Annotated in this window: 19 protein-coding genes; 8 read left to right on the top strand and 11 right to left on the bottom strand. The window is 71.3% G+C overall.

Features of this window, described 5'->3' with window-relative positions; genetic code table 11:
* Positions 1-11: 11 nt before the first annotated feature.
* The gene (locus ACWFR1_RS34360) at positions 12-1,442 is read right to left on the bottom strand and encodes a CynX/NimT family MFS transporter (RefSeq protein ID WP_453558281.1); all 1,431 of its coding nucleotides are present in this window, start codon (positions 1,440-1,442) and stop codon (positions 12-14) included.
* A 63-nt stretch (positions 1,443-1,505) separates the two neighbouring features.
* Here ACWFR1_RS34360 and ACWFR1_RS34365 point away from each other — a divergent pair, with 63 nt between their 5' ends.
* Complete coding sequence (locus ACWFR1_RS34365) at positions 1,506-2,219, top strand: FadR/GntR family transcriptional regulator (RefSeq protein ID WP_453558327.1); 714 nt, start codon at positions 1,506-1,508, stop codon at positions 2,217-2,219.
* Here ACWFR1_RS34365 and ACWFR1_RS34370 read toward each other — a convergent pair.
* The 3 genes from ACWFR1_RS34370 to fabG form a co-directional block, all read right to left on the bottom strand.
* Complete coding sequence (locus ACWFR1_RS34370; protein WP_453558284.1) at positions 2,164-2,574, bottom strand: hypothetical protein; 411 nt, start codon at positions 2,572-2,574, stop codon at positions 2,164-2,166. The genes ACWFR1_RS34365 and ACWFR1_RS34370 overlap by 56 nt on opposite strands.
* A 161-nt stretch (positions 2,575-2,735) precedes the next feature.
* On the bottom strand, positions 2,736-3,512 hold the full coding sequence (fabI, locus tag ACWFR1_RS34375; RefSeq protein WP_453558287.1) for an enoyl-ACP reductase FabI: 777 nt from the start codon (positions 3,510-3,512) through the stop codon (positions 2,736-2,738).
* Between the two features lie 4 nt (positions 3,513-3,516).
* On the bottom strand, positions 3,517-4,236 hold the full coding sequence (gene fabG / locus ACWFR1_RS34380; RefSeq protein ID WP_453558290.1) for a 3-oxoacyl-[acyl-carrier-protein] reductase: 720 nt from the start codon (positions 4,234-4,236) through the stop codon (positions 3,517-3,519).
* 258 nt (positions 4,237-4,494) lie between these two features.
* Between fabG and ACWFR1_RS34385 the strand changes: the two genes are divergently transcribed.
* From ACWFR1_RS34385 to tyrS, 3 genes are read left to right on the top strand one after another with little or no spacing between them, the layout of a single operon-like run.
* Complete coding sequence (locus ACWFR1_RS34385; protein ID WP_453558293.1) at positions 4,495-6,018, top strand: TldD/PmbA family protein; 1,524 nt, start codon at positions 4,495-4,497, stop codon at positions 6,016-6,018.
* Complete coding sequence (locus ACWFR1_RS34390; protein ID WP_453558294.1) at positions 6,015-7,406, top strand: metallopeptidase TldD-related protein; 1,392 nt, start codon at positions 6,015-6,017, stop codon at positions 7,404-7,406. The genes ACWFR1_RS34385 and ACWFR1_RS34390 overlap by 4 nt, the downstream gene beginning before the upstream one ends.
* A gap of 52 nt (positions 7,407-7,458) precedes the next feature.
* The gene (gene tyrS / locus ACWFR1_RS34395; RefSeq protein WP_453558296.1) at positions 7,459-8,733 is read left to right on the top strand and encodes a tyrosine--tRNA ligase; all 1,275 of its coding nucleotides are present in this window, start codon (positions 7,459-7,461) and stop codon (positions 8,731-8,733) included.
* Positions 8,734-8,837: 104 nt separating this feature from the next.
* Here the strand turns inward: tyrS and ACWFR1_RS34400 are convergent, their stop codons facing one another.
* Positions 8,838-9,113: a GlsB/YeaQ/YmgE family stress response membrane protein gene (locus tag ACWFR1_RS34400; RefSeq protein WP_453558298.1), complete on the bottom strand. Its 276-nt coding sequence runs from the start codon at positions 9,111-9,113 to the stop codon at positions 8,838-8,840.
* A 171-nt stretch (positions 9,114-9,284) separates the two neighbouring features.
* Between ACWFR1_RS34400 and ACWFR1_RS34405 the strand changes: the two genes are divergently transcribed.
* On the top strand, positions 9,285-9,629 hold the full coding sequence (locus ACWFR1_RS34405; RefSeq protein WP_453558300.1) for a DUF3099 domain-containing protein: 345 nt from the start codon (positions 9,285-9,287) through the stop codon (positions 9,627-9,629).
* 182 nt (positions 9,630-9,811) lie between these two features.
* Positions 9,812-10,027: a hypothetical protein gene (locus ACWFR1_RS34410; RefSeq protein WP_453558302.1), complete on the top strand. Its 216-nt coding sequence runs from the start codon at positions 9,812-9,814 to the stop codon at positions 10,025-10,027.
* Between the two features lie 55 nt (positions 10,028-10,082).
* Here the strand turns inward: ACWFR1_RS34410 and moaA are convergent, their stop codons facing one another.
* The 3 genes from moaA to ACWFR1_RS34425 all read right to left on the bottom strand — a co-directional run bounded on the left by moaA (position 10,083) and on the right by ACWFR1_RS34425 (position 13,248).
* Positions 10,083-11,072, bottom strand: a complete 990-nt coding sequence (moaA, locus tag ACWFR1_RS34415) for a GTP 3',8-cyclase MoaA (RefSeq protein ID WP_453558304.1) — start codon at positions 11,070-11,072, stop codon at positions 10,083-10,085.
* Between the two features lie 164 nt (positions 11,073-11,236).
* Positions 11,237-12,877 (bottom strand): solute symporter family protein, encoded by a 1,641-nt coding sequence (locus tag ACWFR1_RS34420; protein ID WP_453558307.1) that lies wholly within the window; start codon positions 12,875-12,877, stop codon positions 11,237-11,239.
* On the bottom strand, positions 12,874-13,248 hold the full coding sequence (locus ACWFR1_RS34425; protein ID WP_453558309.1) for a DUF485 domain-containing protein: 375 nt from the start codon (positions 13,246-13,248) through the stop codon (positions 12,874-12,876). Before ACWFR1_RS34425 ends, ACWFR1_RS34420 begins: the two co-directional genes overlap by 4 nt.
* 272 nt (positions 13,249-13,520) lie before the next feature.
* Here ACWFR1_RS34425 and ACWFR1_RS34430 point away from each other — a divergent pair, with 272 nt between their 5' ends.
* Both ACWFR1_RS34430 and ACWFR1_RS34435 read left to right on the top strand, forming a co-directional pair.
* Positions 13,521-15,059, top strand: a complete 1,539-nt coding sequence (locus tag ACWFR1_RS34430) for a S8 family peptidase (RefSeq protein WP_453558312.1) — start codon at positions 13,521-13,523, stop codon at positions 15,057-15,059.
* An 81-nt stretch (positions 15,060-15,140) separates the two neighbouring features.
* Positions 15,141-16,487: a CoA transferase gene (locus ACWFR1_RS34435; protein ID WP_453558315.1), complete on the top strand. Its 1,347-nt coding sequence runs from the start codon at positions 15,141-15,143 to the stop codon at positions 16,485-16,487.
* Positions 16,488-16,653: 166 nt separating this feature from the next.
* On the opposite strand, the gene ACWFR1_RS34440 is transcribed toward ACWFR1_RS34435, so the two are convergent.
* Genes ACWFR1_RS34440 through ACWFR1_RS34450 form a run of 3 tightly spaced genes read right to left on the bottom strand, consistent with a single transcriptional unit; the run spans position 16,654 to position 19,276 of the window.
* The gene (locus ACWFR1_RS34440) at positions 16,654-17,697 is read right to left on the bottom strand and encodes a zinc-dependent alcohol dehydrogenase family protein (protein ID WP_453558318.1); all 1,044 of its coding nucleotides are present in this window, start codon (positions 17,695-17,697) and stop codon (positions 16,654-16,656) included.
* A 20-nt stretch (positions 17,698-17,717) separates the two neighbouring features.
* Positions 17,718-18,383: a lysoplasmalogenase gene (locus ACWFR1_RS34445; RefSeq protein ID WP_453558321.1), complete on the bottom strand. Its 666-nt coding sequence runs from the start codon at positions 18,381-18,383 to the stop codon at positions 17,718-17,720.
* Complete coding sequence (locus ACWFR1_RS34450; protein ID WP_453558324.1) at positions 18,380-19,276, bottom strand: sterol desaturase family protein; 897 nt, start codon at positions 19,274-19,276, stop codon at positions 18,380-18,382. The genes ACWFR1_RS34445 and ACWFR1_RS34450 overlap by 4 nt, the downstream gene beginning before the upstream one ends.
* Positions 19,277-19,512 lie beyond the last annotated feature (236 nt).

The following is a 19,512-nucleotide window of genomic DNA, read 5'->3' on the forward strand; positions in this document are numbered from 1 at the left end:
AGTCTCGCATCTCAGCATTCGTCCTCGACGGTCCGGTCCCTCCCGGCGAGGGTTCCGACGATCATCTGCGGCACCATCAGGCCACCCATGAGGGCGATGGGCAGTCCCCAGCCGCCGCTGTGCTGGTAGAGCACGCCGACGAGGAGGGGGCCGGGGATGGAGATGAGGTAGCCGACGCTCTGCGCGAAGGCGGAGAGGCGGACGACGCCGGCGCCGGTCCGCGAGCGCATCCCGATCATGGTGAGGGCGAGCGGGAAGGCGCAGTTGGAGACGCCGAGCAGCACCGCCCAGAGCCAGGCTCCGGCGGCGGGGGCGAAGAAGAGGCCTGTGTAGCCGCTGAGGCCACAGAGGCCGAGCGCGACGACGATCGGTCCCTGGTTCTTCATCCGGGTCGCGAGCCGGGGGATGACGAAGGCGAGCGGGACGCCCATGACCATGGTGACGGCGAGGAGCACGCCCGCGGTGGAGGCGGGGACGCCGGCGTCGCGGAAGATCTGCGGCATCCAGCCCATGGTGATGTAGGCGCCGGTGGCCTGGAGGCCGAAGAAGCAGCCCAGGGCCCAGGCGGTCCGGCTGCGGGTGACGCGAGGGGCGGGCAGGTCGGTGGCCGGCGCCGGGACGGTGGCGGTCGCGCTCCCGGCCGCGGTCCCGGTCGCCTTCTCCGTACGGCCGTGGGCGCCGCCGTCACGGCCCCGGTCACGGTCACGGTCCCGGGCCCGGTCCCGGTCGCGGGCCTGGTCCCGGTCGCGGTCCTGGGCCCGGTCCCGGCCACTGTCCCGGTCGCGGTCGCGCACGAGCGGGATCCAGGGCAGGACGGCGAGCGCGGCGACCGCGGCCCAGACGCCGAGGCCGACGCGCCAGTCGCCGCCGAGGGCCTCGGTCATCGGGACGGTCGCCGCCGCGGCGACGGAGGTGCCGAGGGCGAGCGCCATGGAGTACAGGCCGGTCATGGTGCCGACGCGGTCGGGGAAGTACCGCTTGACGATGACGGGCATCAGGACGTTGCTGAGGGCGATGCCCATGAGGGCGAGGGCGCTGGCTGCGAGGAAGCCGGCGGTGCCGGACGCGAAGGGGCGGACGGCGAGGCCCACGAAGATCGCCGCCATGCCCGCGCAGACGACGGCGGCGGGGCCGAAGCGGCGCGCCAGGCGCGGGGCGGTGATGCCGAAGACCGCGAAGCAGAGCGGTGGGACGGAGGTGAGGACGCCGGCGACGGTGCCGCTCATGTGGAGGCCTTCGCTGACCTCTTCGAGGAGCGCGCCGAGGCTGGTGATGGCGGGGCGGAGGTTCAGGGCGGCGAGGACGAGGCCGAGGGTGACGAGCCCGAGGGTCCAGCGGTGCGCCCGGCCGGGTGCGGGAGAATCGCCGGCGGCGACGGCCGCTCGGGCGGTGGTTCCGGCCGGTCGTAGGGCGGGGTCGAGGGTCTTCGGTTCGTCAGCCATGAGGCCATCATAGAATCATGGGATGATTGGTTGTCCAATCTCGAACGAATGGGACGGTGCTCCATGGCCCTCGGCCACCCGCGGCGCGCAGGACTCTCCGATCAGGTGATCGCCGAGCTGCGGAACCAGATCACCTCCGGCGAGTGGCCGGTGGGTTCGCGCATCCCGACCGAGCCCGAGCTGGTCGAGCAGCTGGGTGTGGCCCGCAACACCGTGCGCGAGGCCGTCCGCGCGCTCGCGCACAACGGGCTGCTCGACATCCGCCAGGGCTCGGGGACGTACGTCATCGCCACCAGCGAGCTGGCGGGCGTCATGCACCGGCGCTTCGCGGGCTCCGACCCCCGGCACGTCGCCGAGCTGCGCTCGACCCTGGAGTCCGCCGCCGCCCGCTTCGCCGCCGAGCGGCGCTCGGAGCGGGATCTGAAGCAGCTCGACGCGCTGCTCGCACGGCGCGAGGAGGCGTGGGAGTCGGGTGACGCGGAGCGGTTCGTGACGGTCGACGCGGCCTTCCACCACGCGGTCGTCGCCGCCTCGGGCAACGACGTGCTGACGGAGCTCTACGCGGACCTGGGCGATCTCCTGCGGGACTGGCTGCGCGACGACGTGGGCCGGGAGCTGCGCCCGGAGAACCACATGGACCACGCGCGCCTGGTGGACGCGATCCGCGAGGGCGACGCCGAGCGGGCCGGGACCGAGGCGGCCGGCTACCCCTTCATGTGCCTCAAGAGCCCCGTGCCGCAGTCGGTCCAGGAGCCGGTTCCGCCTGCTGGTGCGTGACCCAGGCGGACCGGACCTCCTTCCAGCAGCGGCCGGTGACCTGGGCGTAGTCCGCGGGTCCGACCTCGACGGGGGCGCTGTCGGTGTCGACGTCCCACCAGCGGTCGCACTCGACGTGGAGCCGGACGCTGTCGGTGCCGGGGTACGGGTTCTGGCAGTAGGCGGTGACGCGGGAGCCCTGGACGACGGTGCGGCAGGACGCCCCGAAGTTCTCCGGCTCGTCCGCGGCCGGGGCGGCGGCGGGGAGCTCCTCGGCCGGGGCGGGAGCGGCGCGCACCTCGGCGGCGACGGCTATCCCGGTGAGCAGAACGGCGACCGAGGCGAACGCGCCGAACCCGTGACGTATCGCGCGCATGCCCGTACCTCCTCCCCGTCAGCAGCAGAACATCACGCTCTGCCCCAGTCTGGGGTGATTCGCGCGACTTTTCGAGTCGGGCAGGAGTTGCGGTACGGCGAGGGCCGTGTGTCCGCCCCGGAGGGCGGGCACTCGGCCCTTTCCTGCTGTGTGAAGCGGTGTTACGCGCCGATCGCGTGCAGACCGCCGTCGACGTGGACGATCTCGCCCGTCGTCTTCGGGAACCAGTCGGAGAGCAGCGCGACGATGGCGCGGCCCGCCGGCTCCGGATCGGAGAGGTTCCACTCCAGCGGGGCGCGGTTGTCCCAGACGGAGGCCAGCTCCGAGAAGCCCGGGATGGACTTGGCGGCCATCGAACCGAGCGGGCCGGCCGAGACCAGGTTGCAGCGGATGTTCTGCTTGCCCAGGTCACGGGCCATGTAGCGGCTGGTGGCCTCCAGGGCGGCCTTCGTCGGGCCCATCCAGTCGTACTGCGGCCAGGCGAACTTCGCGTCGAAGGTGAGGCCGACGACCGAGCCGCCCTCGCTCATCAACGGCAGCAGCGCCATCGTCAGGGACTTCAGGGAGAAGGCCGAGACGTGCATGGCCGTGGCGACGGACTCGAACGGCGTGTTCAGGAAGTTGCCGCCGAGGGCGTCCTGCGGGGCGAAGCCGATCGAGTGGACGATGCCGTCGAGACGGTCGCCCAGCTGCTCACGGACCTGGCCCTCCAGGCGCGCGAGGTGCTCGTCGTTGGAGACGTCGAGCTCGAGGACCTTGACGTTCTCGGGCTTGGGGAGCTTCTTGGCGATGCGCTCGGTCAGCGACGGCCGGGGCCAGGCGGTGAGGATGATCTCCGCGCCCTGCTCCTGGGCCAGCTTCGCGGCGTGGAAGGCGATGGAGGACTCCATCAGCACACCCGTGATCAGGATGCGCTTGCCCTCGAGAATTCCGCTCATGTGATCAGTGACCCATGCCCAATCCGCCGTCAACCGGGATGACGGCTCCAGTGATGTACGAGGCGTCGTCGGAGGCGAGGAACTTCACCGCGGCGGCGATCTCCTCCGGCTGCGCGTAACGGCCCAGCGGCACCTGGGACACGATGCCCGCGCGCTGCTCGTCGGTGAGGACCGCGGTCATGTCGGTGTCGACGAAACCAGGGGCGACGACGTTGAACGTGATGTTGCGCGAGCCGAGCTCACGCGCGAGGGAGCGGGCGAAACCGACCAGGCCGGCCTTGGAGGCGGCGTAGTTGGCCTGGCCCGCGGAGCCCAGCAGACCGACGACCGAGGAGATGAGGACGACGCGGCCCTTCTTGGCCCGCAGCATCCCGCGGTTGGCGCGCTTGACGACCCGGAAGGTACCGGTCAGGTTCGTGTCGACGACGGACGTGAAGTCCTCCTCCGACATGCGCATGAGGAGCTGGTCCTTCGTCACGCCGGCGTTGGCCACGAGGACCTCGACCGGACCGTGCTTCTCCTCGATCTCCTTGTACGCCTGCTCCACCTGCTCCCCGTCGGTGATGTCGCACCTGACGGGGAGGCAGCCCAGTTCGACCAGGGCGGCCGGCGGCTCGCCGGAGCGGTACGTGATCGCGACCTTGTCGCCGGCTTCGGCGAACGCGCGGGCGATGGCGAGGCCGATGCCCCGGTTTCCTCCGGTGACGAGAACCGAGCGGCTCAACGGATCACCCTTTCGATAGCGGTCTGGTAGCCGAAAACCTATCGGTATCGCTCCCGACATGAGGAATCGGTCTCCGACAGTGGCGTAGGGGCGTCACTGTCGGATCCCTACAGCTCGGGGGCGGTACGGGCCCGCCGGGGAGGGCCCGGCACACGCTCCGCGGGGCCCCTCCAATGGGCCCACCCGGCCGGCCTTCCCATGATTGACTTCCGGGGCAGTTCCATCGCCGTCTTCCGATCACCGAGAGCGAGGCCGCTCGTGGGCCATCAGATCGACCCTACGTTCGTCGCGCTGCCCCTGCGGGCGCTCGCCGACGCGGCGCTCGCCCGGGCGCGCGCGCTCGGCGCCGAGCACGCCGACTTCCGCCTGGAGCGGGTGCGCAGCGCCTCGTGGCGGCTGCGGGACGCCAAACCGTCCGGTTCCTCGGACACCACCGACCTCGGCTACGCGGTGCGGGTGGTGCACGGCGGGGCCTGGGGGTTCGCCTCCGGGGTCGACCTGACCATGGACGCGGCCGCGCGGGTCGCCTCGCAGGCGGTGGCGATGGCCAAGCTGTCGGCGAAGGTCATCGCCGCGGCGGGCTCCGAGGAGAGGGTGGAGCTCGCGCAGGAGCCGGTGCACGCCGAGCGCACCTGGGTGTCCTCGTACGAGATCGACCCCTTCTCCATCCCCGGCGAGGAGAAGAGCGCGCTGCTCGCCGACTGGAGCGCGCGGCTGCTCGGGGCGGAGGGCGTGGCGCACGTGGACGCCTCGCTGCTCACCGTCCACGAGAACAAGTTCTACGCGGACACGGCGGGCACCGTCACGACCCAGCAGCGCGTCCGGCTGCACCCGCAGCTCACGGCGGTCGCCGTGGACGGGACGACCGGTGAGTTCGACTCGATGCGGACGATCGCGCCGCCGGCCGGGCGGGGCTGGGAGTACCTGACGGGCACCGGCTGGGACTGGGACAAGGAGCTCGACGAGATCCCGGGGCTGCTGGCCGAGAAGATGCGGGCACCGAGCGTCGAGGCCGGGCGGTACGACCTGGTCGTGGACCCGTCGAACCTCTGGCTGACGATCCACGAGTCGATCGGGCACGCCACGGAGCTGGACCGGGCCCTGGGCTACGAGGCGGCCTACGCCGGCACCTCCTTCGCCACCTTCGACCAGCTGGGCAAGCTGGCGTACGGCTCGTCGATCATGAACGTGACGGGTGACAGGACGGCCGAGCACGGGCTCGCCACCGTCGGGTACGACGACGAGGGCGTCGAGGCGCAGAGCTGGGACCTGGTGAAGGACGGCACGCTCGTCGGCTACCAGCTGGACCGGCGGATCGCGAAGCTCACGGGCCTCGGCCGCTCGAACGGCTGCGCCTTCGCGGACTCCCCCGCGCACGTGCCGGTGCAGCGGATGGCGAACGTCTCGCTCCAGCCGGACCCGGGTGGTCTGTCGACGGAGGACCTGATCGGCGGGGTCGAGCGGGGCGTCTACGTGGTCGGCGACCGGTCGTGGTCGATCGACATGCAGCGCTACAACTTCCAGTTCACCGGTCAGCGCTTCTTCCGCATCGAGAACGGGCGGCTCGCCGGGCAGCTGCGGGACGTGGCGTACCAGGCGACGACGACCGAGTTCTGGGGCTCGATGGAGCAGGTCGGCGGCCCGCAGACGTACGTCCTCGGCGGCGCGTTCAACTGCGGCAAGGCCCAGCCGGGCCAGGTCGCCGCGGTCTCCCACGGCTGCCCCTCCGCCCTCTTCCGGGGCGTCAACATCCTTAACACGACGCAGGAGGCCGGTCGATGAGCCGCGTCAGCAAGCCGTACGAGATCGTCGAGCGGGCTCTTGAGCTGTCCCGTGCCGACGGGTGTGTCGTCATCGCCGACGAGGAGTCCTCCGCCAATCTGCGCTGGGCCGGGAACGCGCTGACCACCAACGGTGTCACCCGGGGCCGCACCCTCACCGTCATCGCGACCGTCGACGGCGCCCAGGGCAGCGCCTCCGGTGTCGTCTCCCGGTCGGCCGTGACCGTCGACGACCTGGAGCCGCTCGTCCGGGCCGCCGAGGCCGCCGCGCGGGCCGCCGGGCCCGCCGAGGACGCCCAGCCGCTGGTCGAGGGCGTGCCCTCGTCGCCCGACTTCACGGACGCCCCGGCCGAGACCTCCTCCGCCGTCTTCACCGACTTCGCCCCGACGCTCGGCGAGGCCTTCGCCCGGGCCCGGGCCGGCGGGCGTGAGCTCTACGGTTTCGCCAACCACGAGCTGACCTCCACCTACCTGGGTACGTCCACGGGGCTGCGGCTCCGGCACGACCAGCCCAACGGGACCCTGGAGCTGAACGCCAAGTCCCCCGACCGGTCGCGCTCCGCCTGGGCCGGGCGCTCGACGCGGGACTTCAAGGACGTCGACCCGGCCGCGCTCGACGCCGAGCTGGCGGTCCGGCTCGGCTGGGCGGAGCGGCGGATCGAGCTGCCCGCCGGGCGGTACGAGACGCTGCTGCCGCCGACCGCCGTGGCCGACCTGATGATCTACCAGCTGTGGTCGTCCACCGCCCGGGACGCGGTCGAGGGCCGTACGGTCTTCTCCAAGCCCGGCGGCGGCACCCGGCTCGGCGAGACGCTCTCCCCGCTGCCGCTGACCCTGCGCAGCGACCCGAACGAGCCGGGCCTGGAGTCCGCGCCCTTCGTGATCGCGCACTCCTCCGGAGACGACTCCTCCGTCTTCGACAACGGTCTGCCGGTCGAGCCGATCGACTGGGTGAAGGCCGGAAGCCTGGCCCACCTGATCACCACCCGGCACACCGCGGGACTTACCCGGTTGCCCGTGGCGCCCGGGGCGGGGAACCTGATCCTGGACGGCGGCGGCGAGCGCTCCCTGGAGGAGATGGTCGCCTCGACCGAGCGTGGTCTGCTGCTGACCTGCCTCTGGTACATCCGCGAGGTCGATCCGGCGACGCTGCTGCTGACCGGACTGACCCGGGACGGCGTCTACCTCGTCGAGAACGGCGAGGTCGTCGGCGAGGTGAACAACTTCCGGTTCAACGAGTCGCCGGTGGACCTGCTGTCGCGGGCCACGGAGGCGGGCCGGACGGAGAAGACGCTGCCGCGCGAGTGGAGCGACTGGTTCACCCGGGCCGCGATGCCCGCCCTGCGGGTGCCGGACTTCAACATGAGCTCGGTCAGCAAGGGGGTCTGACACACCTAGACTGAGCGGTCGTACCACCAACAACCTGAGGAGACTGACGGTCGTGACGGACATCGTCGACGAGCTGAAGTGGCGTGGGCTCTTCGCCCAGTCCACCGATGAGGACGCACTGCGCAAGGCTCTCGCGGACGGTCCCGTCACGTTCTATTGCGGTTTCGACCCGACCGCGGCCAGTCTCCATGTCGGCCACCTGGTCCAGGTCCTCACCGTCCGCCGGCTCCAGCAGGCCGGGCACCGGCCGCTGGCGCTGGTCGGCGGGGCCACCGGGCAGATCGGTGACCCGCGGCCGACGGCCGAGCGCACCCTGAACGACCCCGAGACGGTCGCGAACTGGGTGAACCGGCTGCGGACGCAGATCGAGCCCTTCCTCTCCTTCGAGGGGGAGAACGCGGCGGTCATGGTGAACAACCTCGACTGGACCGCCGGACTGTCCGCGATCGAGTTCCTGCGGGACATCGGCAAGCACTTCCGGGTCAACAAGATGCTGACCAAGGACTCCGTGGCCCGGCGCCTGGAGTCCGAGCAGGGCATCAGCTACACGGAGTTCAGCTACCAGTTGCTCCAGGGCATGGACTTCCTGGAGCTGTACCGCCGCTACGGCTGCGTGCTCCAGCAGGGCGGGTCGGACCAGTGGGGCAACCTGGTGGCCGGGCTCGACCTGATCCACCGCATGGAGCCCGGCGCCGAGGTGCACGCGCTGGCGACGCCGCTGATGGTCAAGGCGGACGGCACCAAGTTCGGCAAGACCGAGGGCGGGGCCGTCTGGCTCGACCCGGAGATGACCACGCCGTACGCGTTCTACCAGTTCTGGCTGAACGTCGACGACCGCGACATCTCGACGTACATGCGGATCCTCTCCTTCAGGTCCCGCGAAGAGCTGGAGGAGCTGGAGGCGCAGACCGCCGAGCGGCCGCAGGCGCGCGCCGCCCAGCGGGCGCTCGCCGAGGAGCTCACCACGCTCGTGCACGGCGCGGAGCAGTGCGCGGCCGTCATCAACGCCTCGAAGGCGCTGTTCGGGCAGGGCGACCTGGCCGAGCTGGACGGGGCGACGCTCGCCGCCGCCCTGTCCGAGCTGCCGCACGCGCGCGTGACCGAGCTCGGCCAGGTCGTGGACCTGTTCACCGAGGTCGGGCTCGCGCCGAGCAAGTCGGGCGCGCGCCGCACGGTGAAGGAGGGCGGGGCGTACGTGAACAACGTGAAGGTCACCGCCGAGGACGCCGAGGTGTCGGCGGACGAGCTGCTGCACGGCCGCTGGCTGGTGCTGCGGCGCGGCAAGAAGAACCTGGCGGCGATCGAGTTCGCCGGCGCGGAGGACTGACGAGGTCCTGTCCGGCGGACAGGACCCGAGACCGTCCCGCACACCGGGAGGCCCGGTACGGCACCTGAGGTGCTGTACCGGGCCTCCCGGATTTCACGGGTGTGTCACGCCCGCTGTCTGTTGCCCTTCATCGAGGCCCAGACCATGTCGCCCACCCCGACCACGGCGACGGCGCCGATCAGCTGGAGCAGGTGGCGGGTCCAGTCGATGCCCTTGGTGTCGTTGACACCGATCCAGGTCGCGACCGCGTTGCCGAGGACACTGCCGAGAATGCCGAACACGGTCGTCAGCCACAGCGGGATCTGTTGCTTCCCCGGCAGGATCGCCTTCGCGATCAGACCGAGGACGAACCCCACGATGATCGCCCACAACCAACTCATCGTCGCCTCCTTTTGCGCACGTGGGCCCAGTCTCGGCCCGTGCGCCATTCGGCGCATGTCGGGCACCGCCATCCGTGCCCCCGGTCTCGTCGGCGCGGAAGGGCGGGCGTACGGTGGAACGAGGTCCGGACCAGGGAGGGTCCGGCGCGACCGGTGGGTGGTGGACAGGCGATGCCGAAGCGTGGCGGAACCGAGGTCTTCCGGATCACGGGGGCCCGTCAGGGGCTCGCCGACGACGTCCGGGGCCGGCAGCGGCGGTACATCATCTCCATGACGGTCCGAACGTTCTCCGTGATCGCCGCGGCGGTGCTGTGGAACGTCGAACGGCACGTCGCGGTCGTGGCGCTCGCCCTGGGGATCCTGCTCCCCTATATCGCCGTGGTCATCGCCAACGCGGGCCGCGAGACGTCTCCGGCCCTTCCCTCCACCTTCGTCACCACTCCGGTACGCCCGGCGCTGGGTGCGGCGGAGGCGCCGGAGGGCCCCGGAGCCGAGGCTCCGTACGGCCGGAAGTGATCACGGACAGTGGCCGGAAACCTCAAGAAGAGCTCAGATCAATCGTGAAGTTCCAGTGCACCTCACCCCATGTGCCGTGACATACTGCCTACGCGCTCCGCATCCCCCGTCGGAGCGACGGACCGATGCCGGGCAGCTCCCCCCGTGGCTGCCCGGCATCGCCCTTGCTGGACAATGATCAGGTGAGCGAAGAGAAGCCGATCTGTTCCGCCAAGGGCTGCCGCGCCGACGCCGTCTGGGTCCTCGCGTGGAACAACCCCAAGCTGCACACGCCCGAGCGGCGCAAGACGTGGCTCGCGTGCGAGGGGCACCGCGAGCACCTCTCCCAGTTCCTGGGTGTACGAGGGTTCCTCAAGGACGTCGTCGCGCTGAGCGAGTGGGAGTCGCCCGAAGGCTGATGCCGCGAGGCTGCGTCAGCCTTGAACGGCTGACGCTGCCTCGGACTTCGCGAACTCAGCCGCCGATCGCCGACATCGGGCGGTCGGGCTGGAGGAAGCTCGGATCGTCGAGGCCCGAGCCGGCCTTCTTGCCCCACATGGCCCGCTTCCAGATCCGCGCGACCTCTTCGTCCGGGGCGTCCGAGCGGAGCGTCGCCCGCAGGTCCGTCTCCTCGGTGGCGAAGAGGCAGGTGCGGACCTGTCCGTCGGCGGTGAGTCGCGTGCGGTCGCAGGCCCGGCAGAACGGGCGGGTGACGGAGGCGATGACGCCGACCGTGTGCGGTCCGCCGTCGACGACCCAGCGCTCGGCGGGGGCGGAGCCGCGCTCGTCGGCGCCCTCGGCGGTCAGGGTGAAGCGGGTGCGCAGGGATTCCAGGATGTCCCCCGCGGTGATCATGCCGTCGCGCTTCCAGCCGTGCTGGGCGTCGAGGGGCATCTGCTCGATGAAGCGGAGCTCGTAACCCTCCGCGACCGCCCAGGCGAGCAGGTCGGGTGCCTCGTCGTCGTTGAGCCCGGGCATCAGGACCGCGTTGACCTTCACCGGGGTGAGGCCGGCGTCCCGCGCGGCGGCCATGCCGTCGATGACGTCGCGGTGGCGGTCGCGCCGGGTGAGGGTCTTGAAGACCTCGGGGCGCAGGGTGTCCAGGGAGACGTTGACCCGGTCGAGGCCGGCGGCCTTGAGGGCCGTCGCGGTGCGCTTGAGCCCGATGCCGTTGGTGGTGAGGGACATCCGGGGGCGGGGCTCGAGGGCGGCGACGCGCTCGACGATCCCGACGAGGCCGGGGCGGAGCAGCGGCTCGCCGCCGGTGAAGCGGACCTCGGTGACGCCGAGGTCGGTGACGGCGATGCGGATGAGCCGGACGATCTCGTCGTCGGTGAGGAGATCCGGCTTCGCGAGCCACTGGAGGCCCTCTTCGGGCATGCAGTAGGTGCAGCGCAGGTTGCACCGGTCGGTGAGCGAGACGCGCAGGTCGGTGGCGACCCTGCCGTAGGTGTCGATGAGCACTGTGGGCCCCCTCCCCGTCTTGCGGATGCGTGTGGTTCGAGACTACGTGAGCCCGCGGACAACGAGCAGGGCAGATTGTCACGGGACCGGCGCGGCCGCGTCGTAGAACTCTACGACGCGGCCGCCCGTTGATCGCGGAACGTATACGGTCCGCTGCGCTGCGGTCAGTGCTTCACCGCGGCGGCCACTCCGACGCCCGTGAGGGACTTGACCTCCAGCTCCGCGTACTTGCCCGCGTCCGGCTCCTCCTTGGAGAGGAGCGAGCCGAGCCAGCCGAGGAGGAAGCCGAGCGGGATCGAGACGAGGCCGGGGTTCTCCAGCGGGAACCAGTGGAAGTCCACGCCCTTGAACATCGAGGCCGGTCCGCCGGAGACGACCGGGGAGAAGAGGACGAGGAGGACGGAGGAGGCCAGTCCGCCGTAGATCGACCAGAGCGCGCCCTGGGTGGTGAACCGCTTCCAGAAGAGCGAGTAGAGGATCGTCGGCAGGTTGGCCGAGGCGGCGACGGCGAAGGCGAGGGCGACCAGGCCGGCGACGTTGAGGTCGCGCGCGAGGGCGCCGAGCGCGATCGAGACGATGCCGATGAGGACGGTCGACCAGCGGGCGGCCCGCATCTCCTCCTGCTCGGTGGCCTTCCCGCGCCTGATCACGTTCGCGTAGATGTCGTGCGCGAACGACGAGGAGGAGGCGAGGGTCAGCCCGGCGACCACGGCGAGGATGGTGGCGAAGGCGACGGCGGAGATGACGGCGAGGAGGATCGCGCCGCCGGTGGAGTCGGCGCCGCCGCCGACCTCCAGGGCGGTGAGCGGGGCCGCCGTGTTGCCCGCCTTGTTGGACGCCTTGATGGTGTCGCCGCTGAGCAGGGCGGCGGCACCGAAGCCGAGGACGATCGTCATCAGGTAGAACGCGCCGATGATGCCGATGGCCCAGTTGACCGACTTACGGGCGGCCTGGGCGGTCGGCACCGTGTAGAAGCGGATCAGGATGTGGGGCAGGCCGGCCGTGCCGAGGACGAGCGCGATGCCGAGGGAGAGGAAGTCCAGCTTCGACAGGCCGCTGGCCCCGTACTTGAGGCCGGGCTCCAGGAAGGCGTCGCCCTTGCCGCTGTTGGTGGCGGCGGCGCCGAGCAGCTGCGAGAGGTTGAAGTCGAACTTCAGCAGGATGAGGAAGGTGATGAGGAGCGTGCCCGCGATGAGCAGGACGGCCTTCACCATCTGCACCCAGGTGGTGCCCTTCATGCCGCCGATGGTCACGTAGACGATCATCAGGACGCCGACGAGGGCGACGATCGCGACCTTGCCGCCGTCGCTGGTGATGCCGAGCAGCAGCGAGACGAGGACGCCCGCGCCGGCCATCTGTGCGAGCAGGTAGAAGATCGAGACGACGATGGTCGAGGTGCCGGCGGCGGTACGGACGGGCCGCTGGCGCATCCGGTAGGCGAGGACGTCGCCCATCGTGAACCGGCCGGAGTTGCGGAGGGGCTCGGCGACGAGGAGCAGGGCGACGAGCCAGGCGACCAGGAAGCCGATCGAGTAGAGGAAGCCGTCGTAGCCGTAGAGGGCGATGGCGCCGCTGATGCCGAGGAAGGACGCGGCGGACATGTAGTCGCCGGAGATCGCGAGGCCGTTCTGGAAGCCGGTGAACTGGCCGCCGCCGGCGTAGAAGTCGGCGGCGCTGCGGGTCTGGCGGCCGGCCCAGACGGTGATGACCAGGGTGGCGATCACGAAGGCCCCGAAGAGGGCGATGATCAGCGGCCGGTGCTCGCTGGTGGCGTTGCCCGCCGCGAGCAGGACGGTGGTTCTCATGCGTCGCCCTCCATACGGTTCCGGATGGCCTCGGCCCGGGGGTCGAGGCGGTTCGCGGCGTGCCGCGAGTAGAGCCAGGCGATGAGGAAGGTGGTCAGGAACTGACCGAGGCCCAGGACCAGCGCCACGTTGATGTTGCCGAAGAGCTTGGTGCCCATGAAGTCGCCCGCGTAGTTGGAGAGCAGCACGTAGAGCAGGTACCAGGCGATGAAGGCGAGGGTGAGGGGGAAGGCGAAGGAGCGGTAGGTACGGCGCAGTTCGCCGAACTCCGCGCCTTCCTGCACCTCGACGAACTGCTCCGTCGTGGGCGGCACGGGACCGTGGCCGGTCTCCGTTCCGTTTCTGGGCGGCGGCGGTGCTTCGGTAGCCACGGAATCTCCTCGTGACGCGGGGGCGGGCGGCATGGTCAAGGGGGCCTCACCGGGGGGCGGGAACGGGGGCTCCGGGCGGAGCTCCTCCCCTGTCCAACGGCACGGAGCCGGAAGCGAAGCGGTTCACGCGAGGGTTTTATTCGCACAGATCTTCATAAAGTCTTCTCAACTCATTGAAGGACCGGGAAGATCAGCGATAGCTTCACTCGTCATGCACCTGCTCACGCGTAAACCCGCGCGTGGACAGTACATACGGATGATGTGGAGAACCCATGGCTCATCTGGGATCGAGGCGCGGCCGAGCTCTTGCTCTGCCTGCTGGTCTCGCGCTCACGGCCTCGCTCGGCTTCCTTCCCTCCGGCGCCGCCTCCGCCGCGGAGCTGAGTGACGCCCCGGCCGCGGCCGTCGTGGCGACGAACGGGCCGAAGCTCTCGTACGTCGTCAACGTCGAGGGTGGCCGCTGGACCGCCGCCTCGGTGAAGAAGGCGATCGCCGCCGCCGGTGGCGAGGTGGTCATCTCGTACGACCAGATAGGCGTGATAGTCGTCCACTCGCAGAACCCCGAGTTCGCGAAGACGGTTCGTCAGGCACGTGGCGTGGCGTCGGTCGGTTCGACCCGTACCGCCCCGCTCTCCGTCCAGTCCGACACCTCCGTCGACGAGGGCGCGCAGTCGCTGACCGCGGCCGAGGCCAAGGCCGCCGCGGACAGTGCCACGGACGCGCAGGACCCGCTGGAGCCCCTGCAGTGGGACCTGCCCGCCATCAAGGCGGACAAGGCCCACCAGAAGACGCTCGGCAGCAAGCGTGTGACCGTCGGCGTCATCGACACGGGTGTCGACGACACCCACCCGGACCTGGCGCCGAACTTCGACGCCGCCGCGTCCGCCAACTGCGTGTCCGGCAAGCCGGACACCACCGCCGGCTCGTGGCGCCCGAACCCGGGCGAGAGCGACCACGGCACGCACGTCGCCGGCACGATCGCCGCCGCCAAGAACGGCATCGGCGTCACCGGTGTCGCCCCGGGCGTCAAGGTCTCTGGCATCAAGGTGTCCACCCCTGACGGCTTCTTCTACACCGAGGCCGTGGTCTGCGGCTTCGTGTGGGCGGCCGAGCACGGCGTCGACATCACGAACAACAGCTACTACACCGACCCGTGGATGTTCGCCTGCAAGACCGACGAGGACCAGAAGGCCCTCATCGAGGCGGTCACCCGTGCGACCCGCTACGCGGAGCACAAGGGCACCGTCAACGTCGCCGCGGCCGGCAACTCGAAGTTCGACCTCGCGGCCGACTCGATCGTCGACGACAGCAGCCCGAACGACACCACGCCGGGCCACCGGGTCATCGACCCGAAGGAGTGCCTCGACTACCCGGCCATGCTGCCGGGTGTCGTCACGGTCTCCGCGACCGGAGCCAAGGGCCTCAAGTCGTCCTACTCCAACTACGGTCTCGGCGTGATCGACGTCTCCGCCCCCGGCGGTGACCGCACCGAGTACCAGACGCCGGACGCCCCGGCGGTCAACGGCCGCATCCTGTCGACCACGGTCAACGGCGGCTACAACTACAAGGCCGGTACGTCGATGGCCTCGCCGCACGCGGCGGGTGTCCTGGCGCTCATCAAGTCGACGCACCCCTACGCGTCCCCGGCGGCCCTCAAGGCGCTGCTGTACGCGCAGGCCGACGACCGCGCCTGCACCAACCCGTACGACATCGAGGGCGACGGCAAGATCGACGCCGTCTGCGAGGGTGGCACGAACAAGAACGGCTTCTACGGGGCCGGTCTGATCGACGCGCTGGACGCCGTGAAGTAAGCGGTACGGCGTGAGGAGGGCCCTGGTGTGGTGTGCCACACCAGGGCCCTTTCGCATGGCACTGAGTGCCATGCTGCGGTCATGGACAACGGCATGGACATCGGCATGGACAACACAGTGCGTACGGGTACGGAGTTGCTGTGGTCGGCCCTGGGCGGCGATCCCGCGCTGGTGGACCGGGTGGAGTACCGCGGGCCCTCCGGGCTGCTGCCCGCACGGCTGCCCGTGATGGACCTGGCCCGGGCCGCGGTCGCGGTCGCCGGACTGGCGGCCGTCGAGCGCGCGGGACTTCCGGGGCGCGTGCGGGTGGACGACGGGGCCGTCGCCACCGCCTTCGTGAGCGAGCGTCATCTGCGGGTCGACGGGCGGGCGCCGGTGAGCTTCGCGCCGCTGTCGCGGTTCTGGCGGGCGGCGGACGGCTGGGTCCGTACGCACGCCAACTACCCGCACCACCGGGCGGCGCTGCTCGCCGCGCTCGGGGTCCGGGAGGAGTCGGTGGAGGCCGTCGCGGCGGCGATCGCGGAGCGGAAGGCCGTCGACGTCGAGAGCGCGGTGTACGCGGCCGGGGGCCTGGCCGTCGCCCTGCGCACGCCCGGGGAGTGGGCGGAGTGCGCGCAGGGCCGGGAGGTGGCCGCGCGGCCGCTGCTGACCCGGGAGCGGCTCGACGACACCCCGCCGCGGCGCCGCTCGGGTCCCCTGCGGGTCCTCGATCTGACCCGCGTGATCGCGGGTCCCGTCGCGACCCGGACGCTGGCGCTGCTCGGCGCGGACGTGCTGCGGATCGACCCGCCGGGCAACCCCGAACTGCCGGACCAGCACGCGGACACGGACATCGGGAAGCGGACCGCAGCCCTCGACCTGAACAGCCCCTCGGACCGGCGTACCTTCGACGAGCTGCTCGACGGGGCAGACGTGCTGGTCACCGGCTACCGCCCCGGCGCGCTCGAGCGCTTCGGCCTCGACCGGCCCGGTCTGGTGACCGCGCGGCTCTCCGCCTGGGGCGACTACGGCCCCTGGGCGGAGCGGCGCGGCTTCGACAGCCTGGTGCAGGTGGCGACCGGGATCGCGGTGGCCGAGGGCTCGGCGGAGGAGCCGGGCACGCTGCCGGCGCAAGCCCTGGACCACGGGACGGGCTATCTGCTCGCGGCGGCGGTCCTGCGCTCGCTGACGGAGCAGGACCGGGACGGCGGCACCCGGCTCGTACGGCTGGCGCTCGCGCAGACCGGGCACTGGCTGACGCACGGGCTGCACCGGTACGAGCCCGGGCGGTACCTCACCGATACGGACGGTCCGCTGGGACGGCTGCGGCACGCGCTGTCGCCGGTCGCGTACGAGGGCGGCCCGACGGGCTGGTCGCGCCCGCCGGGCCTCGCGGGGACGGACGCCCCGGTGTGGACTAGGGGGTGTCTTGCCGATCAGGCCGGATGAGGGAGCGGGGTCTGGTGCGGTGCATCGCAAGGCGCCGGAGCACCCTCATAGCGGTGGGGGTGCCTCCCGTGCCCGAAGGGCTACGGGGGACTATGGGGGCGTTTCGGCAACGCGGCGAGGTGCCGTGCCAGACCCCGCGAGCCCGGCGTGATCGGCAAGACACCCCCTACGGCTTGATCAGGACCTTCAGGGCGGTGCGCTCGTCCATGGCCTTGTAGCCGCCGGGGACGCCGTCGAGGTCGACGGTCAGGTCGAAGACCGGGGACGGGTCGATGGTGCCGTCGAGGACGTCAGGGAGCAGCTCCGGGATGTACGCGCGGACGGGGGCGACGCCCCCGCGCAGCGCGATGTTCCGGTCGAACATGACGGAGAGGTCGAGGCCGGTGCCGCTGCCGTGCGGGACGCCGACGTAGCCGATGGAGCCGCCGTCGCGGGCGATGGCGACGGCGGTCCGCATGGACTGCTCGGTGCCGACGGCCTCGATGACGGCGTGCGCGCCCTGGCCGCCGGTGAGTTCACGGACGGCGGCCTCGGCGGCCTCGCCGCGCTCGGCGACGACGTCGGTGGCGCCGAAGGCGCGGGCGATGTCGGTACGGGCGGTGTGGCGGCCGAGGGCGATGATCCGCTCGGCGCCGAGTCGCTTGGCGGCGAGGACCCCGCAGAGCCCGACGGCGCCGTCGCCGACGACCGCGACGGTGGAGCCCCGGGTCACGCCCGCGCCGAGGGCGGCGTGGTGGCCGGTGCCCATGACGTCGGAGAGCGCGAGCAGCGCGGTGAGCAGGTGGTCGTCGGAGGCGGCGTCGGCGGGGAGCTTGACGAGGGTGCCGTCGGCGAAGGGGACGCGGACGGCCTCGCCCTGGCCGCCGTCGGAGCCGACCGAGCCCCAGAAGCCGCCGCGCGGGCAGGAGGTCTGGAGCCCCTCGGCGCAGTACTCGCAGGTGCCGTCGGACCAGACGAAGGGGGCGACGACGAGGTCGCCGGCGGCGAAGCCGGTGACGTCGGAGCCGGCCGCCTCGACGATGCCGAGGAACTCGTGGCCGATGCGCTGGCCGGGCTGCCGGGCCGACTCGCCGCGGTACGCCCACAGGTCGCTGCCGCAGACGCAGGCGCGCAGGACGCGCAGGACGACGTCGGTGGAGTCCTGGATCACCGGGTCGGGCACGTCCTCCACGCGCATGTCGAACGGGGCGTGGATGGTGGTGGCGCGCATGGGGGGGGTGGTCCTTGCTGTCAGTCGGTTGTACGACGTTCACCGTACATCGCGGCGAGCACTCCCACGGTCAGCAGGTACTGCGCCGCTATGTAGGTCAGCATGACCCAGAAGTCGGGCGCGGGCAGCTGGGGCCACTCGGCGACGCCGGTGGCGATGAGGGTGTCGGACAGCAGGAACAGGGCGCCGCCGAGGCCGGCCACGCGGCCGAGGGCGCTCGCGCGGTAGGCCATCGCGGTGAGCAGCAGCGAGTACCCGGCGACGGGGATCCGCAGGTCGGCGGGGAGGTCGGGCCAGAGGAGCGCGACGGTGCCGACGAGGGCGGCCGCGTATCCGGCGCCGAGGAGCGGAGACGTACGCTGCCGGCCGAAGAGGACCAGGTAGCAGACGTGTCCGCCGGCGAAGGAGCCCATGCCGACGAGGAAGGCCCAGTCGGCGTCGGAGAGCAGGAAGACGTCGCCGCCCCAGCCGAAGAGGAGCGCGGCGATCAGGAGCTTCGGGGCACCCCTCGTGAGGGCGTACGCGGCGAGCAGGGGCATCAGGAGCGGCTTGGCGAGCTGGTGGCCGAGCTCGGCGCCGGCGAGGAGGGAGATCAGGTCGACGGCGGCGGCGACCGCGAAGGCGGCGAGCAGCGCGCGGGAGACGGTGGCAGGGGCGGCGCGGACGGCCGTCGGAGCGGCGGTCACGCGGCGGCCTCCGGCGCGGCGCTCTGCACGGCGGCTTCCGGGGCGGGGCTCTTCCCGGCGGCCGGGGCCGGCTGCCAGCCCGGGCCGCGGAAGACCCGCCCGGCCCGCTCGCGCCAGCCGGTCGCGGACCGGAGGTCGCGGGCGATGGCGGCGTACTCGTGGGTGGCGACGCGCAGGGGGTTGTACGTCTCGATGTTCTTGGTGAGGCCGTAGACGGGCCGGTCGGTCTCGCCGACCCAGGAGCCGAACATCCGGTCCCAGACGATGAGAATCCCGCCGAAGTTCCGGTCCAGGTAGCCGCCCTGGGAGGCGTGGTGGACGCGGTGGTGGGAGGGCGTGTTGAGGACGTACTCGAAGGGCCGGGGCAGCTTGTCGACGCGCTCGGTGTGGATCCAGAACTGGTAGACGAGGTTGACCGAGTAGCAGAAGGCGACGGCCGCCGGGTGGACGCCGAGGGCGATCATCGGCAGGTAGAACGGCCAGCCCGTCACGCTGGTCCACGGCTGCCGCAGGGCGGTGGTGAAGTTGAACTTGCGGCTGCTGTGGTGGACGACGTGGCAGGCCCACAGGATGCGGATGACGTGGTGTCCGCGGTGCTGCCAGTAGTAGAGGAAGTCCTGGGCGAGCAGCATCAGCGGGATCGTCCACCACAGGACGGGGACGCGGAGCGGCGTGAGCTCGTAGACGGCGGTGTAGATCGCGACCACGGGGATCTTCCACAGCGCGTCGAACGCGAGGCTGCCGATCCCCATGCCGAGGCTGGTGGCGGCGTCCTTGGTCTCGTAACCGGCGGCGTCCTCGTCGGGGTGGATCCGGTGGCTGACCATCTCCAGGACGGTGAGCAGGACGAACGCCGGTATGGACCAGAGCACGACATCGGGCAGGTTCGGCATGCCGTCGACGGTAGGCGCGGCGGGCGGGGCCCGCTAGACGTTGTTACCAACAAGTATGCGAGACGGCTTGTCAGCAGGCTTTGGCACCTTCTGACAAACGCCTTCCGGCAAGCGCCTTTTGGCAAGCGCCTTCCGGCAAGCCGGCTAGGGCGTGTTTCGAAAGTAGCGTCGTCTGCCCGAAGGGCAGGCCGGGCGGCGTCTGGTGCGTGCGATCGCAAGGCGGAGGGTCGTCCCGA

The sequence above is a fragment of the Streptomyces sp. NPDC055103 genome (assembly GCF_053607625.1).

Bases quoted from the DNA above. Each gene is read 5' to 3' on its own strand.
- ACWFR1_RS34360 (WP_453558281.1), bottom strand. From the start codon at position 1,442: ATGGCTGACGAACCGAAGACCCTCGACCCCGCCCTACGACCGGCCGGA.
- ACWFR1_RS34365 (WP_453558327.1), top strand. From the start codon at position 1,506: ATGGCCCTCGGCCACCCGCGGCGCGCAGGACTCTCCGATCAGGTGATC.
- ACWFR1_RS34370 (WP_453558284.1), bottom strand. From the start codon at position 2,574: ATGCGCGCGATACGTCACGGGTTCGGCGCGTTCGCCTCGGTCGCCGTT.
- fabI (WP_453558287.1), bottom strand. From the start codon at position 3,512: ATGAGCGGAATTCTCGAGGGCAAGCGCATCCTGATCACGGGTGTGCTG.
- ACWFR1_RS34390 (WP_453558294.1), top strand. From the start codon at position 6,015: ATGAGCCGCGTCAGCAAGCCGTACGAGATCGTCGAGCGGGCTCTTGAG.
- ACWFR1_RS34400 (WP_453558298.1), bottom strand. From the start codon at position 9,113: ATGAGTTGGTTGTGGGCGATCATCGTGGGGTTCGTCCTCGGTCTGATC.
- ACWFR1_RS34405 (WP_453558300.1), top strand. From the start codon at position 9,285: ATGCCGAAGCGTGGCGGAACCGAGGTCTTCCGGATCACGGGGGCCCGT.
- ACWFR1_RS34420 (WP_453558307.1), bottom strand. From the start codon at position 12,877: ATGAGAACCACCGTCCTGCTCGCGGCGGGCAACGCCACCAGCGAGCAC.
- ACWFR1_RS34430 (WP_453558312.1), top strand. From the start codon at position 13,521: ATGGCTCATCTGGGATCGAGGCGCGGCCGAGCTCTTGCTCTGCCTGCT.
- ACWFR1_RS34435 (WP_453558315.1), top strand. From the start codon at position 15,141: ATGGACAACGGCATGGACATCGGCATGGACAACACAGTGCGTACGGGT.
- ACWFR1_RS34440 (WP_453558318.1), bottom strand. From the start codon at position 17,697: ATGCGCGCCACCACCATCCACGCCCCGTTCGACATGCGCGTGGAGGAC.
- ACWFR1_RS34450 (WP_453558324.1), bottom strand. From the start codon at position 19,276: ATGCCGAACCTGCCCGATGTCGTGCTCTGGTCCATACCGGCGTTCGTC.